The sequence below is a fragment of the Gillisia sp. CAL575 genome (genome assembly GCF_000403785.1).
Lineage (GTDB): Bacteria > Bacteroidota > Bacteroidia > Flavobacteriales > Flavobacteriaceae > Gillisia.
Genome location: NZ_APHJ01000026.1, coordinates 98,385 through 119,120, shown reverse-complemented (window position 1 = coordinate 119,120; position 20,736 = coordinate 98,385). Strand labels below are relative to the sequence as shown.

Genomic DNA, 20,736 nt, shown 5'->3' with positions numbered 1-20,736 from the left:
TTATAATATTTAAAAGCCACCCAAGTCGGGTGGCTTTTTTGTTTTCACGAAATCCTTATAGGTTAATATTTCAGAAATTTCATATAACAGTTTAACCAGAAACCTTATTTTTAACGGTATTGTAAAAGATATTATTAAGAATAATTATGGTTTCAATAAATCAAGAACTAATAAACTATTTAATGGTAGGCATAATTGCGGTCACTATTTGCTTTCTTCTAGCATACTACGCAATAAAAAAAATAGGTAAAGATCCTAGAAATATACTCCCTGTAAATTTTGCAAATAAAATATGGATCCCATTACTCATATTTATGGCATCCTTATTCTGTCAAATAGCAATTATAGTAAAGCTATTTAGGTTTGATTACACTTATACAATTGTAGGCCATTTAAGCAGCATAGGAATCATCTTAAGCACAGCTTGGTTCCTAATTATTATTCTAAAGATATTTAAAGCTCGTGTGCTGAGGAAATATGATGTATCTACATCAGATAATTTAAAAGCCCGTAAGGTATATACTCAGTTCATGATCTTAGAAAATATAATAATCTTTATAATTATTGTGCTAGGCGTAGGCATCGCCTTAATGAGTTTTGATAGTATTAGATCTATAGGTATTAGTTTGTTAACCTCAGCGGGAATTGCAGGGATCATTATTGGTTTGGCAGCACAGAAGGCAATTGCAACTTTACTAGCTGGAATTCAAATAGCGCTCACGCAACCAATACGAATAGAAGATGTAGTAATTGTTGAGGGAGAGTGGGGTTGGATAGAAGAAATAACTCTCACTTATGTGGTGGTTAGAATTTGGGATAAAAGAAGGCTTGTAGTTCCTTCTACCTATTTTATTGAAAACACTTTTCAAAACTGGACTAGAAACTCTTCAGAAATATTAGGAACTGTGTTTATTTATACAGATTATGAAGTTCCTTTTGAGAGATTAAGAGAAGAACTTACAAGACTACTGGAAGATTCCACTTTATGGGATAAAAAAACTAATGTTTTACAAGTAACTAATGCTACAGATAGATCTGTTGAAATTAGAGCATTAATGAGTTCAAAAGATTCTCCCACTTCATGGGATCTTAGGGTATATATTAGAGAACAACTACTTGTTTTTATTAAAGAAAATTATCCTGAAAGTCTTCCGAAATCCAGGATAAGTTTAAAAACTGATTAAAACTTAATCTCTTCTTCTGAAGTATAAGTTTTACTAAAATTCGTAGCTGCTTCTATTAATGCCAAATGAGAATATGCTTGCGGAAAATTCCCTAACAATCGTTTTGTCTCAAAGTCGATATCTTCGCTAAATAATCCTAGGTGATTACTATAGGATAAAAGCTGATCGAATAGTTTTTTAGATTTTTCCTTCTCACCAATTTTATACAAGCTGTTAATAAACCAAAAAGTACAAATGGTAAATGAGGAAGTGGGCAAACCAAAATCATCTTTATTCTTATAACGATACATCAAACCATCTCGGGAAAGTTCTCTCTCTGTAGCTTTAACTGTACTAATGTATCTAGGATCTTTGGCATCTATAAATCCATAATTCTCCATTAAAAGTGTAGAAGCATCTAAATCTTTAGAACCATAGGATTGTGTATATGCCTGTACCTCTTCATTCCATCCATTATTATAAATATCATCATAAATTTCAGCCCTTAAAGAGACCCATTTAGTATCATTTATTCCTTTCCTAAGGATCTCCCCTATTTTCACTGCGCGGTCTATTGCTACCCAACATAGCAACTTAGAAAACACAAAATGCCTCTCCTCTGTTCTAAGCTCCCAAATTCCTTTATCAGGTTCTCTCCAGTGAGATTCTACAATTTTCACAATTCCCCTAGTTACAGTCCACAATTCTTCACTGTTTTCTAAATTAGTTTCAAACTGAACAAATTGCTGATAGATAACTTCCATCAATATCCCGTAAATATCATTCTGCTTTTGAATATATGCAGCATTTCCTGTCCGTACAGGTTTTGAATTTTGATATCCATCTAAATGATCCAGTATATGCTCGGTTAAATTCTTTTCTCCATTAATACCATACATAATCTGGATCTTTTCATCTTTATGTGGTATCAAATTAAGAATGAATTGAAGAAAATCTTTTGCAGATTTATCATGCCCTAATCCAGCCATTACTTTAATAACCATAGAGGCATCTCTAATCCAACAAAATCTATAATCCCAGTTACGTTCTTCACCAATAGTTTCGGGCAGTGAAGTAGTAGCAGCTGCAAGAACCGCCCCCGACTTTTTGAAGGTTAAAGCCTTAAGTACTAATGCGCTTCTTAATATCTCTTCGTTGTAATATTTGTATTTTGTAGTATGCTCACTCCAATTCATCCAATAGGTCTTGGTGCGTTGGTATTTAAGATAAGTTCTGTCCAAAGACTGTTCAACCAGTTTTTCATGATACCCCATTAAGAAATAGCCATTTCCTGTTAATTCAATTTCCTTTTGATCTAAAATAGCATCAAGATCGAAACTGGAATAAAGAAAAAGGGTCTCAAATTTCCCCTCGGTTGTATAACTCTTTATATAGTGCTCCTTATTTTCATTATAGGTTTTCTCTCTTGCAAAATCTAATCGAGGATTATATAAAGCCTTAAATGATGGCTTCCCTTTAATATGTCTAAGAAAACGAATAACATCTGGAGCAGAGTAGTAAGATCCATCCTGATGTTGGTAGCGAGGCATAAAATCTATTAATTGAAAGGCGTCTGTGCCATTATCAAACACTGTACTTAATATATTGGTACCCCATAAATATTCCTGAGAGATATTATAATCCTCAGTTACCCTAAGTTCAAAACTACCGCCTTTTTTGTTATCTAATAATTTAGCAAATACTGCAGCAGAGTCAAAATTTGGCAAGCAACACCAATCTAGTGATCCTGTTTTGGAAATTAGGGCTGCACTTTTACAATTTCCGATAATCCCATAATCTAAATTCTCCATAAAATAATAAATTCTTTAAAAAGGAAGGTTAAAACAATTCATTTTCGGAAATTTAAGGAAAATCAAATTTTTATCCCTCAATTTTAAGAAAATTATGAGTAAAACGATCATTATTTCCAATAGATTACCATTACAAATTTCTATAAAAAAAGGAAAACTAGACGTTACCCCTAGCGTTGGAGGTTTAGCTACAGGTTTAAAATCTTTTCACAGAGATGGAGATAGTGTTTGGATTGGATGGAGTGGCTTAACTATGGAAGAGCTACCTGAAGAATTAAGAAATGAAGTAACTCAGAAAGCAAAAGACCAGGCCTGTATTGCTGTAAATTTTACTGAAAAAGAAATAGAAGGCTTCTATTATGGATTTAGTAATAGAAGTATTTGGCCTCTTTTCCATTACTTTATGGAATTTACAGAATGGGAAACTTGGCATTGGGAAACTTATAAAAGTGTAAATCAAAAATATGCTGATGCTATTCTAGAACATTATAAGGAAGGCGATAAAATCTGGATTCATGATTATCAACTTCTTTTAGTTCCAAATATGGTTCGAGAACAATCTCCTAATGCAACCATTGGTTTTTTTAATCATATTCCATTTCCTTCTTATGAAGTTTTTAGAACTATGCCATGGAGAGAAGAAATTCTAAATGGCTTATTAGGAGCAGATCTAATAGGTTTTCATACCTACGACTACGAAAGACATTTCTTAAGTTCGGTAAGCCGTATCCTTAGGCATCAAGTAAATTTTGATGAAGTTAGCTTACCAGATAGATTAGTTAAAGTAGATTCTTTCCCTATGGGTATAGATTATAATAAGTTTGAGCAGGCAGCCAAAAACCATTTTGAAAATACCATGGAGGACCAATCTGATCTTCAACGCAGATTAGATCACCATAGAAAAGAAGCACCTGGAGCAAAATTAATATTAAGTATAGATAGGTTGGATTATACAAAAGGGATTGCTCACAGAATACGAGCTTTTGAATATTTCCTGGAGAAATATCCGCAGTATATAGAAAAAATTAGATTGGTGATGCTTGCAGTTCCCTCCAGATCTGAAGTGCCTCAGTATCAATTATTAAAAAAAGAAATTGATGCTTTAGTAGGTAGGATAAACGGGAAATTCGCGACAGTAAGCTGGACCCCAATTTGGTATTTCTACAGATCGATGCCTTTTAATAACTTAATAGATCTCTACGCTTCTTGCGATATCGCATTGTTAACACCTATAAGAGACGGAATGAACTTGGTGGCAAAAGAATATATAGCAAGCAGGAAAGATCAAACAGGAGTGCTTATATTAAGTGAAATGACAGGAGCGGCTCAAGAAATGAATGAGGCGATCTTAATTAATCCAAATAATTTTGAACAGATTGCCGATGCTATCAATCAGGCTATAAAAATGCCGGAAGAAGAACAAATTAAGAGAAATAAAATCCTTCAGAAACGTTTAAAGCGTTATGATGTAGAAAAATGGGCAAACGACTTTATGAAATCCTTGACTAAAACACAAGAAAACAGACAAAGCAATAAGGCTATTCATATCACTAAAGAGATCCAAGAATCAATATATTCAGATTTTAAAAAATCTAAAAACAGAGTTTTGTTTCTAGATTATGATGGAACCTTGGTAGATTTTGTAGATCAGCCAGAAGATGCAAAACCAGATGAAGAAATTATTTCCATAATTAGCCAATTAGCAGCTATGGATAATATCACTGTCGTACTTATTAGCGGTAGAGATAAAGAAACTCTGGGTACTTGGTGGAGAGAAGTGGATGTACAGCTAATTGCAGAACACGGAGTTTGGGCGTTAAAACCAAATAAAGAATGGAGACTAAATGAAAATGTAAGAAATGATTGGATGGAATCTATTCGTCCCGTTATAGAGGCCTATGTGGATAGAACCCCGGGAAGTTTTATTGAAGAAAAGAACTATTCGCTTGCCTGGCACTACAGAAAATCAGATCCAGATCTAGGTGAAAAAAGGGCTAATGAACTTTCTTCAGTATTAAAAGATCTTATCTCTAATCACGGATTGAGTGTATTAGATGGAAACAAAGTTCTAGAAATAAAAAGTAGTGGAGTTAATAAAGGAAAGGCCGCAACAAAATTCCTATTAAGAAAAGAGAGTGACTTTATATTTGCCATAGGAGATGATTGGACAGATGAATATTTATTTCAGGAATTGCCAGATTCTGCGGTAACTGTAAAAGTTGGTTTAAAGAATACCAGTGCCACGTATTATTTAAATAATACTAAAAAGGTTAGAGAGTTACTGCAAGGATTTTTAGAAACTGAATAAGGGCGCTATAGTTCAAGGCAAGAATCAAAACTGTTAAAATCCTTAATAATTCTGCTCAAATATTATATCAAACTTAACTAAAGAAAATTCCCTAAGTTTCTTATTAGAAGTACTTTTACAATATCAAATTTATACAACCAATATTTAAAAAATCATAATTATGAAAGCAGGAAAGTTAATTACAGGATTAGTATCAGGAGCAGCTATAGGAGCAGCAATAGGTTTATTATTTGCACCAAAAAAAGGAGCTGATACTCGTAAATCAATTACTGAATCTGGAGATAGCTATTTTAAAGGTGCTAAAGGAAAGATGAACGATCTTTCAGAAAGTTTAAACCAAAAAGTTGAAGCGATCAAAGAAAGATCTAAAGCAGCAACAACTGGTTCTAAAGTTGAAGAAAAATATCATGAAACTAAAGCAGATATTCATGATATGAGAGCTAGCTAGACTAAGCTTAAATATTTTATATAAACCCTCGGATTCTTTCGAGGGTTTTTTATTTTTCAAATTCCCGATTATCTTTCGAAATCCATCTAAAAAACATTTATTACTTTAGAAAACTAATTAAATAAATTTATAATAATGAAAATTAATTCCTCCCTATTAAATATTACTAGTTGCTTATTCGTTTTTCTTGCCTTCAATAATATAAACGCACAGGATACAGATTCCAAAATCTATGATATAATTGAATCGGTTTCTTCAGATAGAATTGAAAGTGATATTAGGAAATTAGCCGGGTTCGGAACTAGAAATACATTTAGCGATACAGTGTCAACCACCAGAGGGATTGGAGCTGCAAGACGTTGGATTAAATCTGAATTTGATAAAACCTCTAAAGATTGTAATAACTGTTTAAATGTATTCTATCAAAAAGATTTGGTAACGCCAGAAGATGGAAATCGTGTACCAAAAGAGGCTTGGGTTGTAAATGTTGTAGCAATCCAAAAAGGAACTAAATATCCAAATAGATATATCATAATGAGTGGAGATATAGATTCTCGCGCTAGTGATACTATGGACTTTGAAACCGATGCGCCAGGAGCTAATGACAACGCAAGCGGAATGGCTGGCACCATGGAAGCTGCGAGAGTCCTATCTAAATTTAAATTTGAAAATAGTATTATCTATGTTGGGCTGTCTGGAGAAGAACAAGGATTATTTGGAGGAAAAGGGCTTGCTCAATATGCTAAAGACAAGAATTGGGAGATCATTGGAATCTTGAATAATGATATGATTGGTAACATTGAAGGCGTGGATGGAGTGATTGATAATAGAAGTTTTAGAATTTTCTCTGAACCTGTACCTCCCACAGAGACTGAGCAAGAGCGTAATGCTCGTAGATATTATGGTGGTGAAGTAGATGGGATATCAAGACAATTAGCAAGATATATTCACAAAACAGTAGAAACTTATATGCCGGAAATGAACCCAATGATGATCTACCGTTTAGACAGATTTGGTCGTGGTGGTCACCATAGATCTTTTAATGATTTAGGGTTTGCAGGGATTAGAATTATGGAAGCTCATGAAAATTATAATAGACAACATCAAGATATTAGAACCGAGAACGGAATTGAATACGGGGATGTAATAGAAGGCTTGAATTTTAATTATGCCGCAAAACTTACCGCTGTAAATGCAATCAATTTAGCTAGTTTGGCTTGGGCTCCACCTGCTCCTATTAAAGTTGCTATTGGTGGAATAGTTGAGCCATCTACCAAATTACGTTGGGAAAAGGTTTCCGGAGAAATTGCTGGGTATAAAATTTATTGGAGAGATACCACCTCCCCTGTTTGGCAACACTCTAGATTTGTTGGAAATGTGTCTGAATTTATATTGGAGGGAATCGTAATAGATAATTACTTTTTTGGTGTAGTCGCAGTTGGAAAAAACGGACATGAAAGTTTGGTTTCTTTTCCATCTTCAACTTTTAGATAAATCAACCATTTTGTATATCCATTGTTAGTCATATATATCTTTCGTCACCCTCAATTTATTTTAGGGTCTAAATTTATAATTCTGATATTAGTGTTTTAAGATTCTGAAACAAGTTCAGAATGACGTACTTTATCAATTTATGACACTTTACAGAAGTACAGATCAACCATTTATATTGAATTCAATTTAAAAATTCGATTTATGAAAAAAATCACATTGTTTTTATTCCTATTCTGCCAATTTATCGTTGCACAACAATCTGATAAGCTGGAATTATTAGACATTTTTAATTTGGAATATATATCCGACCCGCAAATATCTCCAGATGGAAAACAAGTAGTGTATGTGCGAAACTTTAAGGATGTAATGACCGATAAGAATCTATCCAATCTTTGGATAGTAAATTTCGATGGTTCTCAAAATAGACCTTTAACCACTGGAAATACTTCAGATAATTATCCTCGTTGGTCTCCTGATGGGGAAAAATTACTTTTCAAATCGAATATGGATGGGGAAATGCGATTATATTTAATGTGGATAGATTCCAAACAACCACAAGTACTTTCTAATTCCAACGATTTACCAGGTGCGGTTTCTTGGTCTCCGGATAGCAAAAATATTGCCTTTTCAAAATTTGTTATAAAAGAAAATGTTTCTCCTATTAAAATGCCAAAGAAACCGGAGGGTGCAAAGTGGAACGAAGCTCCTAAGTATATCACAGATATGAATTATCGTGCAGATGGAGCGGGATATTTAAAAAGTGGAAATAACCAACTTTTTATTGTCTCAATAGATGAACATACTCCAAGGCAACTTACGTTTAATCCTTTTGATCATGGAACTCCAATTTGGGGTAAAGATGGTAAAAGCTTATATTTTTCAGCCAACTTTGGAGAAGATCATGAATTAGACCCAATGAACTCAGAAATTCATAGATTGAATGTTGCAGATGGAAAGATAACAGCCTTAACTAATAGACAGGGTCCGGATAGCGACCCAATAATCTCTCCCGATGGCAAGAGAATAGCCTATTTAGGATTCGATGATAGATTACAAGGGTATCAATTAAGTCAGTTATATATCATGAATACAGATGGTAGTGATGTTAAAAACCTATCAGAAGAATTTGATAGAGATATTAGTGATATTTCATGGGATAAAAATGGAGATGGACTTTATTTTCAATATAACGATAAAGGCAGTACAAAACTAGGGTATCTATCCACAAGCGGTAAAGTAAAAGACATAACATCTAATATGGGTGGGCTCTCCTTGGGAAGACCTTATAATTCTGCATCTTATAGCGTTGCAGATAATGGAAATTACGCTTTCACCTCTGGTAAATATGCAATGTTATCTGATCTAGGAGTTGGGAATAGAGGAAATGATCGAGTGCTAACAGATGTTAATAGTGACTTGCTTTCCTTTAAGAAACTAGGAAAAGTAGAAGGGATCTGGTGGAAATCCTCTGTAGATCAAAGAGATATCCAAGGATGGATCGTAACTCCGCCCGATTTTGATCCAAGCAAAAAATACCCGTTGATTCTAGAGATTCATGGTGGACCTTTTGCCAGTTATGGAAATGTGTTTTCAGCAGAAATTCAACTTATGGCGGCCGCAGGATATGTTGTTCTATACACGAACCCTAGAGGAAGTACAGGCTATGGAGAAGAATTTGGAAATTTAATACATCATGATTACCCAAATAACGATTATCATGATCTAATGTCTGGAGTAGATGCAGTGCTTGAAAAAGAGTATGTAGACAAAGAAAATTTATTTGTTACTGGAGGAAGCGGAGGTGGTGTTTTAACCGCATGGATAGTAGGTAAAACAGACAGATTTAAGGCAGCGGTAGTGGCAAAACCAGTGATAAACTGGACGAGTTTTGTGTTATATGCAGATAACCCTGGATTCTTTGCTAAATATTGGTTTGGTAAAAAGCCTTGGGAAGATCCGGAAAGTTATTTCAAAAGATCTCCTTTAAACTATGTAGCAAATATTACAACTCCAACAATGTTACTAACTGGAGAAGAAGATTACAGAACTCCAATTGCTGAATCTGAGCAATTTTATTCTGCTTTAAAATTAGAAGGAGTAGAAACCGCAATGGTTAGAATTCCTGGATCTGGACACGGAATAGCAAATAGACCAAGTAACCTTATAGCTAAGGTTGCAGCTATCTTATCTTGGTTCGACAATTATAAGGATAAATAATAACTAGAATTATTTTATTAAGCTGCGAATAGAATTTCTATTCGCAGCTTTTTTATCCTATTAGCGAAAGTTGAATTCGTTTTAGATCCAGATCAATTTCTAAAACCGTTACCATTAAATGCTGTCCTAATTTCACAACAGAATTCACATCGCTTATATATTCATTTGCCAACTTAGAAATATGAATGAGTCCACTTTCTTTAACTCCAATGTCTACAAAACATCCAAAATTGGTGATATTATTCACGATTCCAGGTAGTTTCATCCCAGTTCTTAAATCTTTAATTGTATTTACATTCTCATCGAATTGAAAAACTTTAATCTTACTTCTAGGATCTACTCCGGGTTTTTCAAGTTCTTTAATAATATCATTCAAGGTTGGAAGTCCGAGGTCTTCTTTCACGTAATTCTCTAACTGAATTTTATGAAGTATCTCCTTGTTTCCAATTATCTGATGTAATGCTATTTTCGCATCTTTGGCAATTTTGTTAACCAGGCCATAACGTTCAGGATGAACCGCAGAATCATCTAGTGGATTCTCTGCATTTTTAATTCTCAAAAAACCGGCAGACTGCTCGTAAGCTTTAGCTCCTAATCTAGGAACTTTTAATAGCTCTTTCCTACTATTAATACTCCCTTTTTCTGATCTATAGTTAATAATGTTTTCTGCAAGTACAGGTCCTATTCCAGATATATAAGAAAGTAATTCTTTACTTGCCGAGTTTACATTTATCCCAATTCGGTTTACACAAGTCATTACAACCGCATCCAGTTTTTCTTTCAATTTGGTTTGATCTACATCATGTTGGTACTGCCCTACTCCAATAGATTTCGCATCTATTTTAACCAATTCTGCCAAAGGATCAATTAATCTTCTTCCAATAGATACTGCACCTCTCACTGTGATATCATAATTCGGAAATTCATCCCTGGCAATTTTAGATGCTGAATAAATGGAGGCCCCAGCTTCATTAACCACATATACTTCTACCTCTTTATTTAGAGGAACTTTCTTAATAAACTGTTCTGTTTCCCTAGATGCTGTACCATTACCAATTGAAATAGCTTCAATATTATAGGCGTTAACCAAAGACTTCACTTTTTTAATTGCCATGGTCATTTCTTTTTGCGGTGGATGGGGATAAATAGTTTCATTATGAAGCAACATCCCATTCTCGTCTAAACATACCAACTTACAACCCGATTTAAAACCTGGATCCAAAGCTAAAATTCTTTTATTACCAAGGGGTGGAGCTAATAATAGTTGCTCTAAATTATCTGCAAAAACCTGAATTGCATCCTCATCTGCCCTATTCTTGGCTTCAGATATCACTTCATTTGTAAAAGAAGGTTTTAGAAGTCTCTTGTAAGAATCTTCGATTGCCTCATTTATATATTTTGTTGCTGAAGTATTCTTAAAATGAAGAACATTAGAGATAGAATGTAATGCTTCTTCTTGATCTACGTTTATTTTTATTTTTAAAAAACCTTCATTTTCCGCTCTTAATATTGCTAGAAATCTATGAGAAGGAATTTTTTGTAAAGGCTCATTCCAATCAAAATACTGATTGTATTTTTGAGCTGAAGGATTCTCTTTTTGAGCTTTGACTATTCGTGAAGCAATTTCTGACGAATTTTGAAATAATTTTCTAAGTCTTTTACGTACATAAGGATTTTCACTTATCCATTCAGCTATAATATTTTTTGCTCCTTCTATAGCTTCGTTTACAGAAGAGATATCTTTAGAAATATATTTTTTTGAAACCAAAACGATATCGGCTCCATTTTGAGACATAATTATTTTAGCAAGTGATTCTAAGCCCGCTTCTTTGGCAGCTTCCGCTTTTGTTTTGCGCTTCTTTTTAAAAGGGAGATAAAGATCTTCCAAAATCACTAAAGAATTGGCTTGATGGATCTTTAACAAGAGTGCATCACTCATTGTTTGTAGACCTTCAATAGCTTTAATGACAGTCAATTTTCTTTTTTCCAATTCTAGAAAAGCTTTTCTTAAATTTGAAATCTTTTCAATTTCCACTTCATCCAGATTTCCTGTTAATTCTTTTCTATATCTGGCAATAAATGGAATCGTAGCATCATCTTCTAATAATGCCACTGTATTGAAAATAGCTTTTTCAGGAAAATTTACTTCTAACTTAATAAAATCTAATAACTTCAACGGAATGGTTTTAAATGGATTTTTATACAAAACAAAAGTACAATTATAGCATCTCTAAAAGTCCAAAACACTAATTCATAATTTCATATTAAGTGCAGATATAAAAATAAGATCGCTACTATTTAGTACAATTATCCCGTTAGCATTTTATGATATGAGAATTAAATATGAAAATTGGTGTTAAAAATTTCTGAATCAAGAAAAAAGTATAGCCAAGTATAATTCTATTTCACTATTGGTAAATAGATTACAGCTTTCCAAGTAGGTGAAGGAGTACTTTCTACGTTAGGATTATTAAAGAAAACCTCCAGAGGCAAACCATTAGTTTTTAAACCCTTTTCCTTAGCTGTATAAAGAAGATCAAACCAAGCTTTATGAGATAACCTATAGTTACCATTAAATACAGCTTTTAATGCAGTAGAGGATGGAATTTGCCTAAATTTCACATTGGTCGTAGGCCTTATATCTTGCACAAGATTCACAGGGAAACAAAACTCAAAATCTATAATATCTTCTTCTCTATTCCATTTAATAATCTTTACGAACGGATTTCCTGTTAATTTGAGATCACGACTCTGAATGTAATCTTCCAAAATATCAATGGTCTGTACCATTTCTATGGCCTTTGTTTTTACCGGAATGTTTTCAGAAATATGACAAATACAGTCTAAAGCGGGTGAAATAACTATACTATCGGAGATTTGGATACGATAGGCCTCTTGATTATTTTTCAATCTCTGTCTAAAAGCTAGCAAATTTTGTTTTAAACTATCTATATATATACTTTTCGAAAAAGGATTAATAATGTCTAGACGATTCCCAAGAGAATTTTCTTCCGTTCTAATATTTAAAACGACCTCTGTAATACTGTCATTGCTTTTATTAAATTCCCAATAGAAATCTACAGGGGAATCTGTAATAGAATTTACTTTTTGTGTAAGATTTCTGAAAGGTTCACCTTGAATAAACTCAATATTATCTTTGGCAGATTCAGGATTAAAACGTTTCCACTCTAATATTTCGTGATACACAGAACCGGGACCATATTTCGCTTCCATTGTAAATTGATAATCGTACTTTTTTATAAATAAGTACCATATCAATCCCAAAAGCACTAACGTAAGGGATACTAAAATAATTTTTTTCATAGAGCTATTTAGCCGCAAATTTATCTTTGGAATTGGTCATTTCTAACTTATTTATAATAAAATTTCCAACTGCCTGGCCTTGATCTAAACCAACTTCTATAGCAGCCCTATAATGAATTCCTCCATATAATCGGCTGTTTGCTGCCTCTAATGAAGCATCCTTAAATGATTTAAAACTTCTTACTGGAAGGCCGTATTCCATTTCAGTATCATCGTCAAAACTAAAATCTTCTCCAAAAATATTAGTAAGAATAATAGCCGCTGCACCCGAAACTACCGAATGTCCACTAGTATATTCAGGAAATGGCGGAGTTTGTAATACTGAAGTCCAACTATCATCAATATATTTATTGATAATAGTTTCTGGTCGAACTAAATTACTTCTGTATTTTTCGTCCCAACAACTAATAAAACCATCAGCAAGAGCCACAGATACCTTGGTATATGCATAAACAGATTTATTAAAATCGGCCTTAGATTTTTGACAGGCTATTTTAGCGATTCCCATCCAGTGTCCTCCGGGAGTGATTTTTTTTGTTGCGAACATAAGATGTCCTCTTGAGATAGAAACATAGGGATTGCAGTCCCAAAATTTAGCTATAGCCATCTTGTCACTATTCTCTTCATCTTTTGAAATTTCATCACGAATATTATAAACTTCCATCAATTCGGTATGGAAACGACTTCCCGGCTCCATAGAAAACTCTGGTGGTGGCACCGGTTTAAATTGGTTGGCTGCATTAATAGCGAATGGGCGTATTTTGCTCCAGTGCGGTTCTATACCGTCCATATAAGATGGCGGGGTTGGCTGCCATCGACTCTCTTCATCTGTATGTACAGAAAATTTAGGCATTGTGCGAGTTTCAGAATAGTTATCCTTAGACATCCATTCTTTAATATGGTAAGCTACCTGCAATCCATAAGCTTCAGAAGCTTTGAAAGTTTGTTCGTCTTTGGATTTCCAAATATTAAAAATACTATCCCTATTAATTATAAGCCTTTCTTCTGAAAAAACAAGGTTTTTACCAATTTCATAAAATGCAACCAAGGCAGCTATTTCAGGATTTATTTGTTTTGATGTAGAAATAGGAGCCGGACCAAGATTTGTTAATTGACCAGCCAGGCTATTATAATTTGTATCATACTGCGCAATTACTTCGTAAGCGGCGATATTTGAGTAAGTGTAAACCCGGCTTGCTACGGGTGGAGAAAATATGTCATGCACCATTACCTTGGTTAGATGATCATTAGCCGCATGGAAATCTTCTGAAGTCACTTCAATATTTTGAGGCTTGTCTTTACAGGATGAGAGAAGTATAGAAGATAAAATAAGTAAAATGAAACTCTTCATATCAATCAATTATGTTATATAGTTCAGTTTTTGCATTGTTTATTGTAATCAATAAATAAGCTTGCTGCTGTATTTGGATTATAGAAAAATCTCTAACCGATTTTTGCGATAAATTTAAACCAATTTCACTGGAATTCAGAATTTTACCGGAGTTTGTTAGAAGGGCCCCACCAAATGCATCAAACTTTCCTTGATAAGGAGTAATCCCAAAATAATTCCCACCTATCAAAACTTCTTCATTACCATCCTTGTTAAAATCATACCTGAGCATGGCCTTTAACGGTGCCACCTGTAACTGCATATCGAACTCCCTAAAAACAAATTTTCCATTCTTATTTTCAAGATATCCTGAAGCCAAAGTATGCACTTCCATTTTGGAAGCAGTCTCTAATTCTTTATTAATAAAAATCTCTTCAATAGTTTTACCCGCAAAATCTTTATAGTTGGCAAACCTTTTTCTTATGAGTTTGGGTAATTGAGAAGCAAGCTCATCTAAGCCGTTTATAAAATAATAATTTCCGTTTTTTTCAGACGCCAATAATGTTTCAGGTAAGCCATTATTATCAAAATCTTTAAAATACATCAAAAGAGGATTTTCTACAGAAGCTTTAAATTTTGTGTTTAATCCCCAATTCCCAAGAAGATAATCTGTATCCCCATCTTTATCTATATCGAAGGGTAAAATTTTCTGCCATAATCCATTTAGTTTTTGAGAAATTAGGCTCCCGGTCACATCTATAAACACTCCCTTCTTATTCTCCAAAAACTTTGGAGCCATCCATTCGCCAATTACAATAAGATCTAGATCTCCATCTTTATCGAAATCTTCCCAAATTGCGTCATTTATCATTCCCAAATTCTCAAAAATTCCAGTTTGATTACTCACTAAGAATTTTCCATTCTCATTTGTGAGTAAATAAGCCTTTGGAATTTCTCCATATTTGTAGTTGACTGCATTGGAACCAATAAAGATATCAAGATCTCCGTCCCTATCATAATCTGCCGACTTTATAACTGAAGAATTTGCATATATTTTCGGGAAAAGGCTATCTTTTTTAAAACCTGCAAGTTCATTTAAATAAAGTCGGTCTAATAACCATTTATCTTTTCCTACAGATTCTCCACCTCCAGAAATAATTAAAACATCTTGTTTTCCATCATTATTAAAATCGGCAATTTCAATATCGGTATCCTCGTAAATGGAATCATTGGAAATATCTTTAAATTTTTCAATGCTAAAACCTTTATCATTTTGAAAAAACACCATAGAAGGTTTGTATCTAGATGCACCAAATAGCACATCATCTAAGCCATCCTTGTTGAGATCTGCTACTTTTACAGAAGGTCCGATATCTGAGATCTTATGAGGTATCAATTTTTGAAGATCAAAATCTTCAAAAAGATTTTCCTCATGGTTATAAGTAAGTCCGAAATCAGTTTCGGCTAGAGAAAACCATTTTTTATTCCTTTTGTGAAACAATTCCCTTAGATCGGCTTTTTTATTAGTTGCATTCCATTTTATTTCCAGAATGCTATTTGGATTCACTGAAGTTAATGTTTCTAATGTCTGGTCTGGCCAAATTATACTAAGTGAATCTATACGGGCATTTTTAGGAATTCCAAAATGTATGATTGGCTCTGAAGAGGACTGATATGCTTTCGTAGTATATAATTGGCGATATTGTTTTCCTTTATTGGTATAAAGTATTGCTTTACTGCCTATTCCAAAAGTGTTAGCATTCCCCGCATTTAATTTTATTTTAAGAAAATTACCAGTTGCTTCTTTATTTATATAGAAGCTCGGTGGATTATTAATATTATTTGTTACAATATCTATATCCCCATCATTATCCAGATCGGCGTACGCTACACCTGTAGAGATCACGGAATCATCTGCAATCCAGATATTCGACATATCTTCAAATGTACCGTTGGAATTTCCTTTAAAAACATAATTGGTAACCGCTCCTGTAGGCATTTTTTCAAGCGCTTCGGTATCTACCAAAGTTGTTTGATCCAGTTGTTGCTTTATTTGTTCATTAGAAGTGTACTTAATATAATCTAGATCATTCGGGCGTTTTGGGATCCCATTGGTAATAAAAAGATCCTGTTGCCCATCCTGATCGAGATCTGTAAAAAGGGCGCCCCAGCTCCAATCGGTCGCAGCAACTCCGCTCATAAGTGCAGTTTCAGCAAAATAATCCCCATTCATATTCAATTGCAGCATATTCCGGCTATATTGAGGATGATACCCCAGTCTATCTATTTTTAGATTATGAAGATTTACATCGTCTTCACCTGCTGAGACTTTGAGGATTTTCTCATCTTCTGGCAACATATCCAGCGTAATTAGATCTATAAATCCATCATTATTAATATCGGCCGCATCACTTCCCATTGAAAACTTAGACACGTGCCCAAATTTAGTTTTTAGGCTTTCAGTAAAAGTACCATCTCGATTATTCAGGTAATAATAATCGTCTTCATGAAAATCATTTCCAATGTAAATATCTGTGAATCCATCGTTATTAAAATCGGCGGTGCTTATTCCAAGTCCATAACTATTTGCTCCTCCATAAATACCAGCTTTTTCGCTTACATCTATGAATTTTCCGTTTTCATTCAGAAATAATTTATCACCACTCTCGTAAACTCTGTTGTTTCTAATTATGGCGGGCCCAAAAGACTTATTTGTATGAATAGCATGATTTAGAAGGTACATATCTAGATCGCCATCATTATCGGCATCAAAGAAAGCTGCCTGAGAGGAGTAATTTTCAAGATCAAGCCCGTATTCTTTAGCTTTTTCCGAGAATGTTAGATCTCCGTTATTGATATAAAGTTCATTATAACCAACAAACCCATTTACTCCTACAACTGCACAAATATAAATATCAAGAAGACCATCTCCGTTAACATCTGCCATTGTGGTTCCTGTATTCCAAGTGCTATTGCCTTGTACTCCGGCCTTTTCTGTAATATCCTCAAATTTCAAATTTCCTTTATTGAGATAAAGGCGATTTTTCACTTGGTTTCCGGTAAAATATATATCAGGTAAACCGTCATTATTTATATCACCTAAGCTTACTCCCCCTCCGTTATAAAAATAAAGATAATCGAGAATATTTTGATCCCGGTTTTCGGTAAGTTTATTTATGAAATCTATCCCCGTAGTTTCTGACTGCAGGATTGAAAAAAACTTTTCCTCCTTTTTCGCGCATCCAAAGAGAATAGCGATGAAGGCCAGGAAGAATAATGCATTTCTAATTATTGATTTCAAAAATTTTAGGTTTTTCATCATTCATAGCCACTATTATATATTGTTTTCCATTTTTATCTTTAAAACGTCCTAAGTGTTTTACTTCCCCTTTAATAGTAAATCCGCTTTTGGCATACTCTTGCAAATCAAAGTTCATTTTACCGTCCCCAAGTAATACATCTCCATAGCTAACATCCTGCCTTGAAAACTGGGGTTTGAATTCGTAATTATTCCCAGCCATTAGTAAGTCTAAATTACCATCCTTATTCACATCTATACAAGAAATACTATTTACATTAGAAAACTGGACGCGACTGGGCATTTTTTTAATTTCAAAATTCCCTTTGCCGTTATTAATAGCAATAACTGTTTCTGAAATTGCAACCTCTTTCACAATTACATTTTCCAGTTTGGCTTTCGGCATTAGTTCATTTATAGATTTTTTGGCATAATTTGATGCTTTTAAATTTTCTTTTTTCAGAAAAACCAGTTGCGAGACCATCTCCCTTTTCATGTGTACAGGGTAATCTTTCCCGTTTTTATGCTGCGTCACAATTTGCTCTATACTCCCATTGCCGTCAAAATCGTTGATCCACATTTTTACAGGTTGTTCCATAGATGGCTTATAGGGAATATTGGAACCTTTATTCCCTATTATAAGGTCTTGGTCGCCATCATTATCTATATCGGCAGCTTTTATGGTATTCCACCAGCCTGTATACTCGGTTAAATTACTTTTGAAAAATGAAAGTCTTCTTCCTGAATTTTTAAAAATCATAGGTGCACCCCAATCTGAAACCGTTATGAGGTCTTTTTTTCCATCCCCGTCTATATCTTCCCAAATAGCATCGGTGATCATGCCCGCATATTTAACATCATAAAGAATTCTTTCCGTCGCATTTGAAAAATTACCATCTCCTGTGTTTTCCAAAAATAAATGCTGCGGATCTATACCATAATTTAGCACTACACTTCGAGAACCTATAAAGACGTCCATATCACCGTCCTGATCAAAATCATAAGGAGCAATTACTGCAACATTTTGGTTCACAGCCGGTATAACCCCCTTATAAGGTGACATTCTTCCTTTTCCATCATTAATATATAGTCGGGGTCTATAATTACTCTCTTCACCAATTTCATTACCACCAGAGCCAACCATAAGATCTTGATCGCCGTCATTGTCAAAATCAAAAAAAGCAGCGGCAGTATCTTCAAATAGAAAGTCTGTATCCAGAGCCGGTTGCGCAGATCTCTCTAATTTTCCATTTCCCTTGTTTATATAGATAATTCCCGGTTGTCCTTTTGCTCCTCCAATAAATACATCCTCATTTCCATCACCATTAATATCTGCAATAGTAAGAGATGGTCCTTCCTGAGACAATTTTTTATAGATCATTCCTTCATAATCAAAATCTGTGTAGGAGTTCTCTCTATGAGTTTCAAAGGTTTTGTTTGATAATTCAGTGAATAACTGAGCCTGTTTTTTAATAGGTTCCGGAATATATTTTTCCAGAGCTTCACTCTGTTTTAAAATTAGGGTAGTACTAGTTTTAAGACTTTCGAGCAATTGTGTAGAATTATCTGGCCATATTATCCTTAGAGAATCTATTTCTTTAATATTTCCAAGACCAATATTCATTGTATAATCCATAGACGATTGGAAACCTCTCGACGGGTTTTGCTCCTGCATAATAATCTTATCATTATGGTATAGCCTGATGATACTCCCAATCCCAAAACTATTCTTAGGAGCACCTTTTAACTGGATTCGCAAAAAATTTCTGTCTTTTAATTTATCAGTATTGTTTTTGTAAATAAAGGATTCCATATTTACATTATTCACCACAAGATCTAGATCCCCGTCGTTATCCAGATCTCCATAAGCACTACCATTGGATAAACTAGGAATTCCTAAACCCCATCTTCCTGCCGAATTTTCAAAATTGAGGTCTCCCATATTCTGAAACGCATAATTGGGAAGCCGTGTAACGGGCATTTTATTTATGATAGAATCTATTGCCTCTTTTTTTCCTGTGAGTGCCATTTTCTGAATAATCTCATTAGCAAAAAAATCTACAAAATCAAGATCAGTAAGATCATGATTAATTCCGTTGGTAACATAAATATCACGATTGCCATCGTTATCCATATCGAAAATTAAACCTGCCCAACTCCAATCTGTACTTTGAACTCCACTGAAATGAGCTATTTCAGAAAAAGTATTGTTTTTATTATTTAGCTGAAGCGTATTATGTATATACTGTTGAAAGAAATCTTTACTTTGTTTGAGTTTAAAAACATTATAACTTTCAAATTCCATTACAGATTTTACTCTCTCATCTGAATCAGGTAACATATCGGTGACGAATATATCTGCAAAACCATCATTATTAATATCTGCGATATCCACTCCCATCGCAGATAGACTTAAATGTGAGGTCCAGTTTTCAATTTCTTCGTTAAAAGTTCCATCTTGATTATTAATATAGAGATAATCTCTTTCGTAAAAATCATTGGAAACATAAATATCTGGATACAAGTCATTATTAAAATCACTCACCACCACGCCAAGTCCAAACCCAATTAAACTCCCATAAATATTTGCTTCTTCACTAACATCTACAAATTTACCATCATCATTTCGCAATAACATATCTCCTACTCCTCGAAATATTTTTGGAACACCTTTCCAGTCTTGAGCTCTTACTTCACGTTGTTCTGCAAATCCAAGACTACTCACAGGTATATTACTGTTATTCAAGATATAAACATCCAGATCGCCATCTTTATCATAATCAAAAAAAGTGGCATGAGTGCTAAAACCTGTTTCGGCAAGGTTATACTCTTTAGCTTTTTCAGTAAAAGTAAGATCCCCGTTGTTAATATATAGTTCGTTATTATGATTGTCGCCCTCCATGTTACCTGCGTTGCTCACGTAAATATCAAGCAAACCGTCATTATTAATATCTACCATATTTACACCAGTAGACCACGGCTTATTTCCAACAACACCCGCAGTTTCTGAAATATCTTCAAATTGAAAATCGCCCTTATTTAAATAAAGTTTATTGGGTTTCATATTGGCCGTAAAGTAAATATCGGGCAAACCATCATTATTGATATCACCAATTGCAACTCCTCCTCCATTGTAAAAATTGCGATACTTAAAAATATTAAAATCGGGACTGTTCTTTACTTCATTTATAAAAGCTATTCCGGTCTCTTCAGATGGCATTAAAGAAAAGAGGGTGTTTTTATTCACCTCAGATTTTTCTCCTTTTTCCTCTTTAGTATTACAGGAGAGAAGTGTAGAAAAAATAATTATACTGAAAATTGACAAATATGATAGGGCTTTCAT

The 20,736-nt window shown here is 34.0% G+C and carries 11 protein-coding genes; 5 read left to right on the top strand and 6 right to left on the bottom strand.

Annotation, left to right across the window (positions count from 1 at the left end):
• The first annotated feature begins 182 nt into the window (after positions 1 to 182).
• Positions 183 to 1,184, top strand: coding sequence for a mechanosensitive ion channel family protein (locus tag I130_RS09160; RefSeq protein WP_232224048.1), 1,002 nt, complete (start codon positions 183 to 185; stop codon positions 1,182 to 1,184).
• On the opposite strand, the gene I130_RS09155 is transcribed toward I130_RS09160, so the two are convergent.
• Complete coding sequence (locus I130_RS09155) at positions 1,181 to 2,974, bottom strand: glycoside hydrolase family 15 protein (RefSeq protein ID WP_034921963.1); 1,794 nt, start codon at positions 2,972 to 2,974, stop codon at positions 1,181 to 1,183. The two genes, I130_RS09160 and I130_RS09155, sit on opposite strands and share 4 nt — an antisense overlap.
• Positions 2,975 to 3,068: 94 nt before the next feature.
• Between I130_RS09155 and I130_RS09150 the strand changes: the two genes are divergently transcribed.
• From I130_RS09150 to I130_RS09135, 4 genes are all read left to right on the top strand, one after another.
• On the top strand, positions 3,069 to 5,282 hold the full coding sequence (locus tag I130_RS09150) for a bifunctional alpha,alpha-trehalose-phosphate synthase (UDP-forming)/trehalose-phosphatase (RefSeq protein WP_034921961.1): 2,214 nt from the start codon (positions 3,069 to 3,071) through the stop codon (positions 5,280 to 5,282).
• Positions 5,283 to 5,442: 160 nt separating this feature from the next.
• The gene (locus tag I130_RS09145) at positions 5,443 to 5,730 is read left to right on the top strand and encodes a YtxH domain-containing protein (RefSeq protein WP_034921959.1); all 288 of its coding nucleotides are present in this window, start codon (positions 5,443 to 5,445) and stop codon (positions 5,728 to 5,730) included.
• Positions 5,731 to 5,865: 135 nt separating this feature from the next.
• Positions 5,866 to 7,224 (top strand): M28 family metallopeptidase, encoded by a 1,359-nt coding sequence (locus I130_RS09140; protein ID WP_034921956.1) that lies wholly within the window; start codon positions 5,866 to 5,868, stop codon positions 7,222 to 7,224.
• A gap of 201 nt (positions 7,225 to 7,425) precedes the next feature.
• Entirely contained in the window at positions 7,426 to 9,441 is a 2,016-nt protein-coding gene (locus I130_RS09135; protein WP_034921954.1) for an alpha/beta hydrolase family protein, read from the top strand.
• Positions 9,442 to 9,493: 52 nt separating this feature from the next.
• Here the strand turns inward: I130_RS09135 and I130_RS09130 are convergent, their stop codons facing one another.
• The 5 genes from I130_RS09130 to I130_RS09110 all read right to left on the bottom strand — a co-directional run bounded on the left by I130_RS09130 (position 9,494) and on the right by I130_RS09110 (position 20,736).
• Positions 9,494 to 11,617, bottom strand: a complete 2,124-nt coding sequence (locus I130_RS09130; RefSeq protein WP_051119670.1) for a Tex family protein — start codon at positions 11,615 to 11,617, stop codon at positions 9,494 to 9,496.
• Between the two features lie 224 nt (positions 11,618 to 11,841).
• Positions 11,842 to 12,765, bottom strand: a complete 924-nt coding sequence (locus I130_RS09125; protein WP_034921952.1) for a GyrI-like domain-containing protein — start codon at positions 12,763 to 12,765, stop codon at positions 11,842 to 11,844.
• Between the two features lie 4 nt (positions 12,766 to 12,769).
• Positions 12,770 to 14,116, bottom strand: coding sequence for a vanadium-dependent haloperoxidase (locus tag I130_RS09120; protein ID WP_034921949.1), 1,347 nt, complete (start codon positions 14,114 to 14,116; stop codon positions 12,770 to 12,772).
• A 1-nt stretch (position 14,117) separates the two neighbouring features.
• A complete protein-coding gene (locus I130_RS09115; RefSeq protein ID WP_232224047.1) occupies positions 14,118 to 17,396 on the bottom strand; it encodes a VCBS repeat-containing protein in 3,279 nt (1,092 codons plus the stop codon).
• A complete protein-coding gene (locus tag I130_RS09110) occupies positions 17,380 to 20,736 on the bottom strand; it encodes a VCBS repeat-containing protein (RefSeq protein ID WP_034921945.1) in 3,357 nt (1,118 codons plus the stop codon). The genes I130_RS09115 and I130_RS09110 overlap by 17 nt, the downstream gene beginning before the upstream one ends.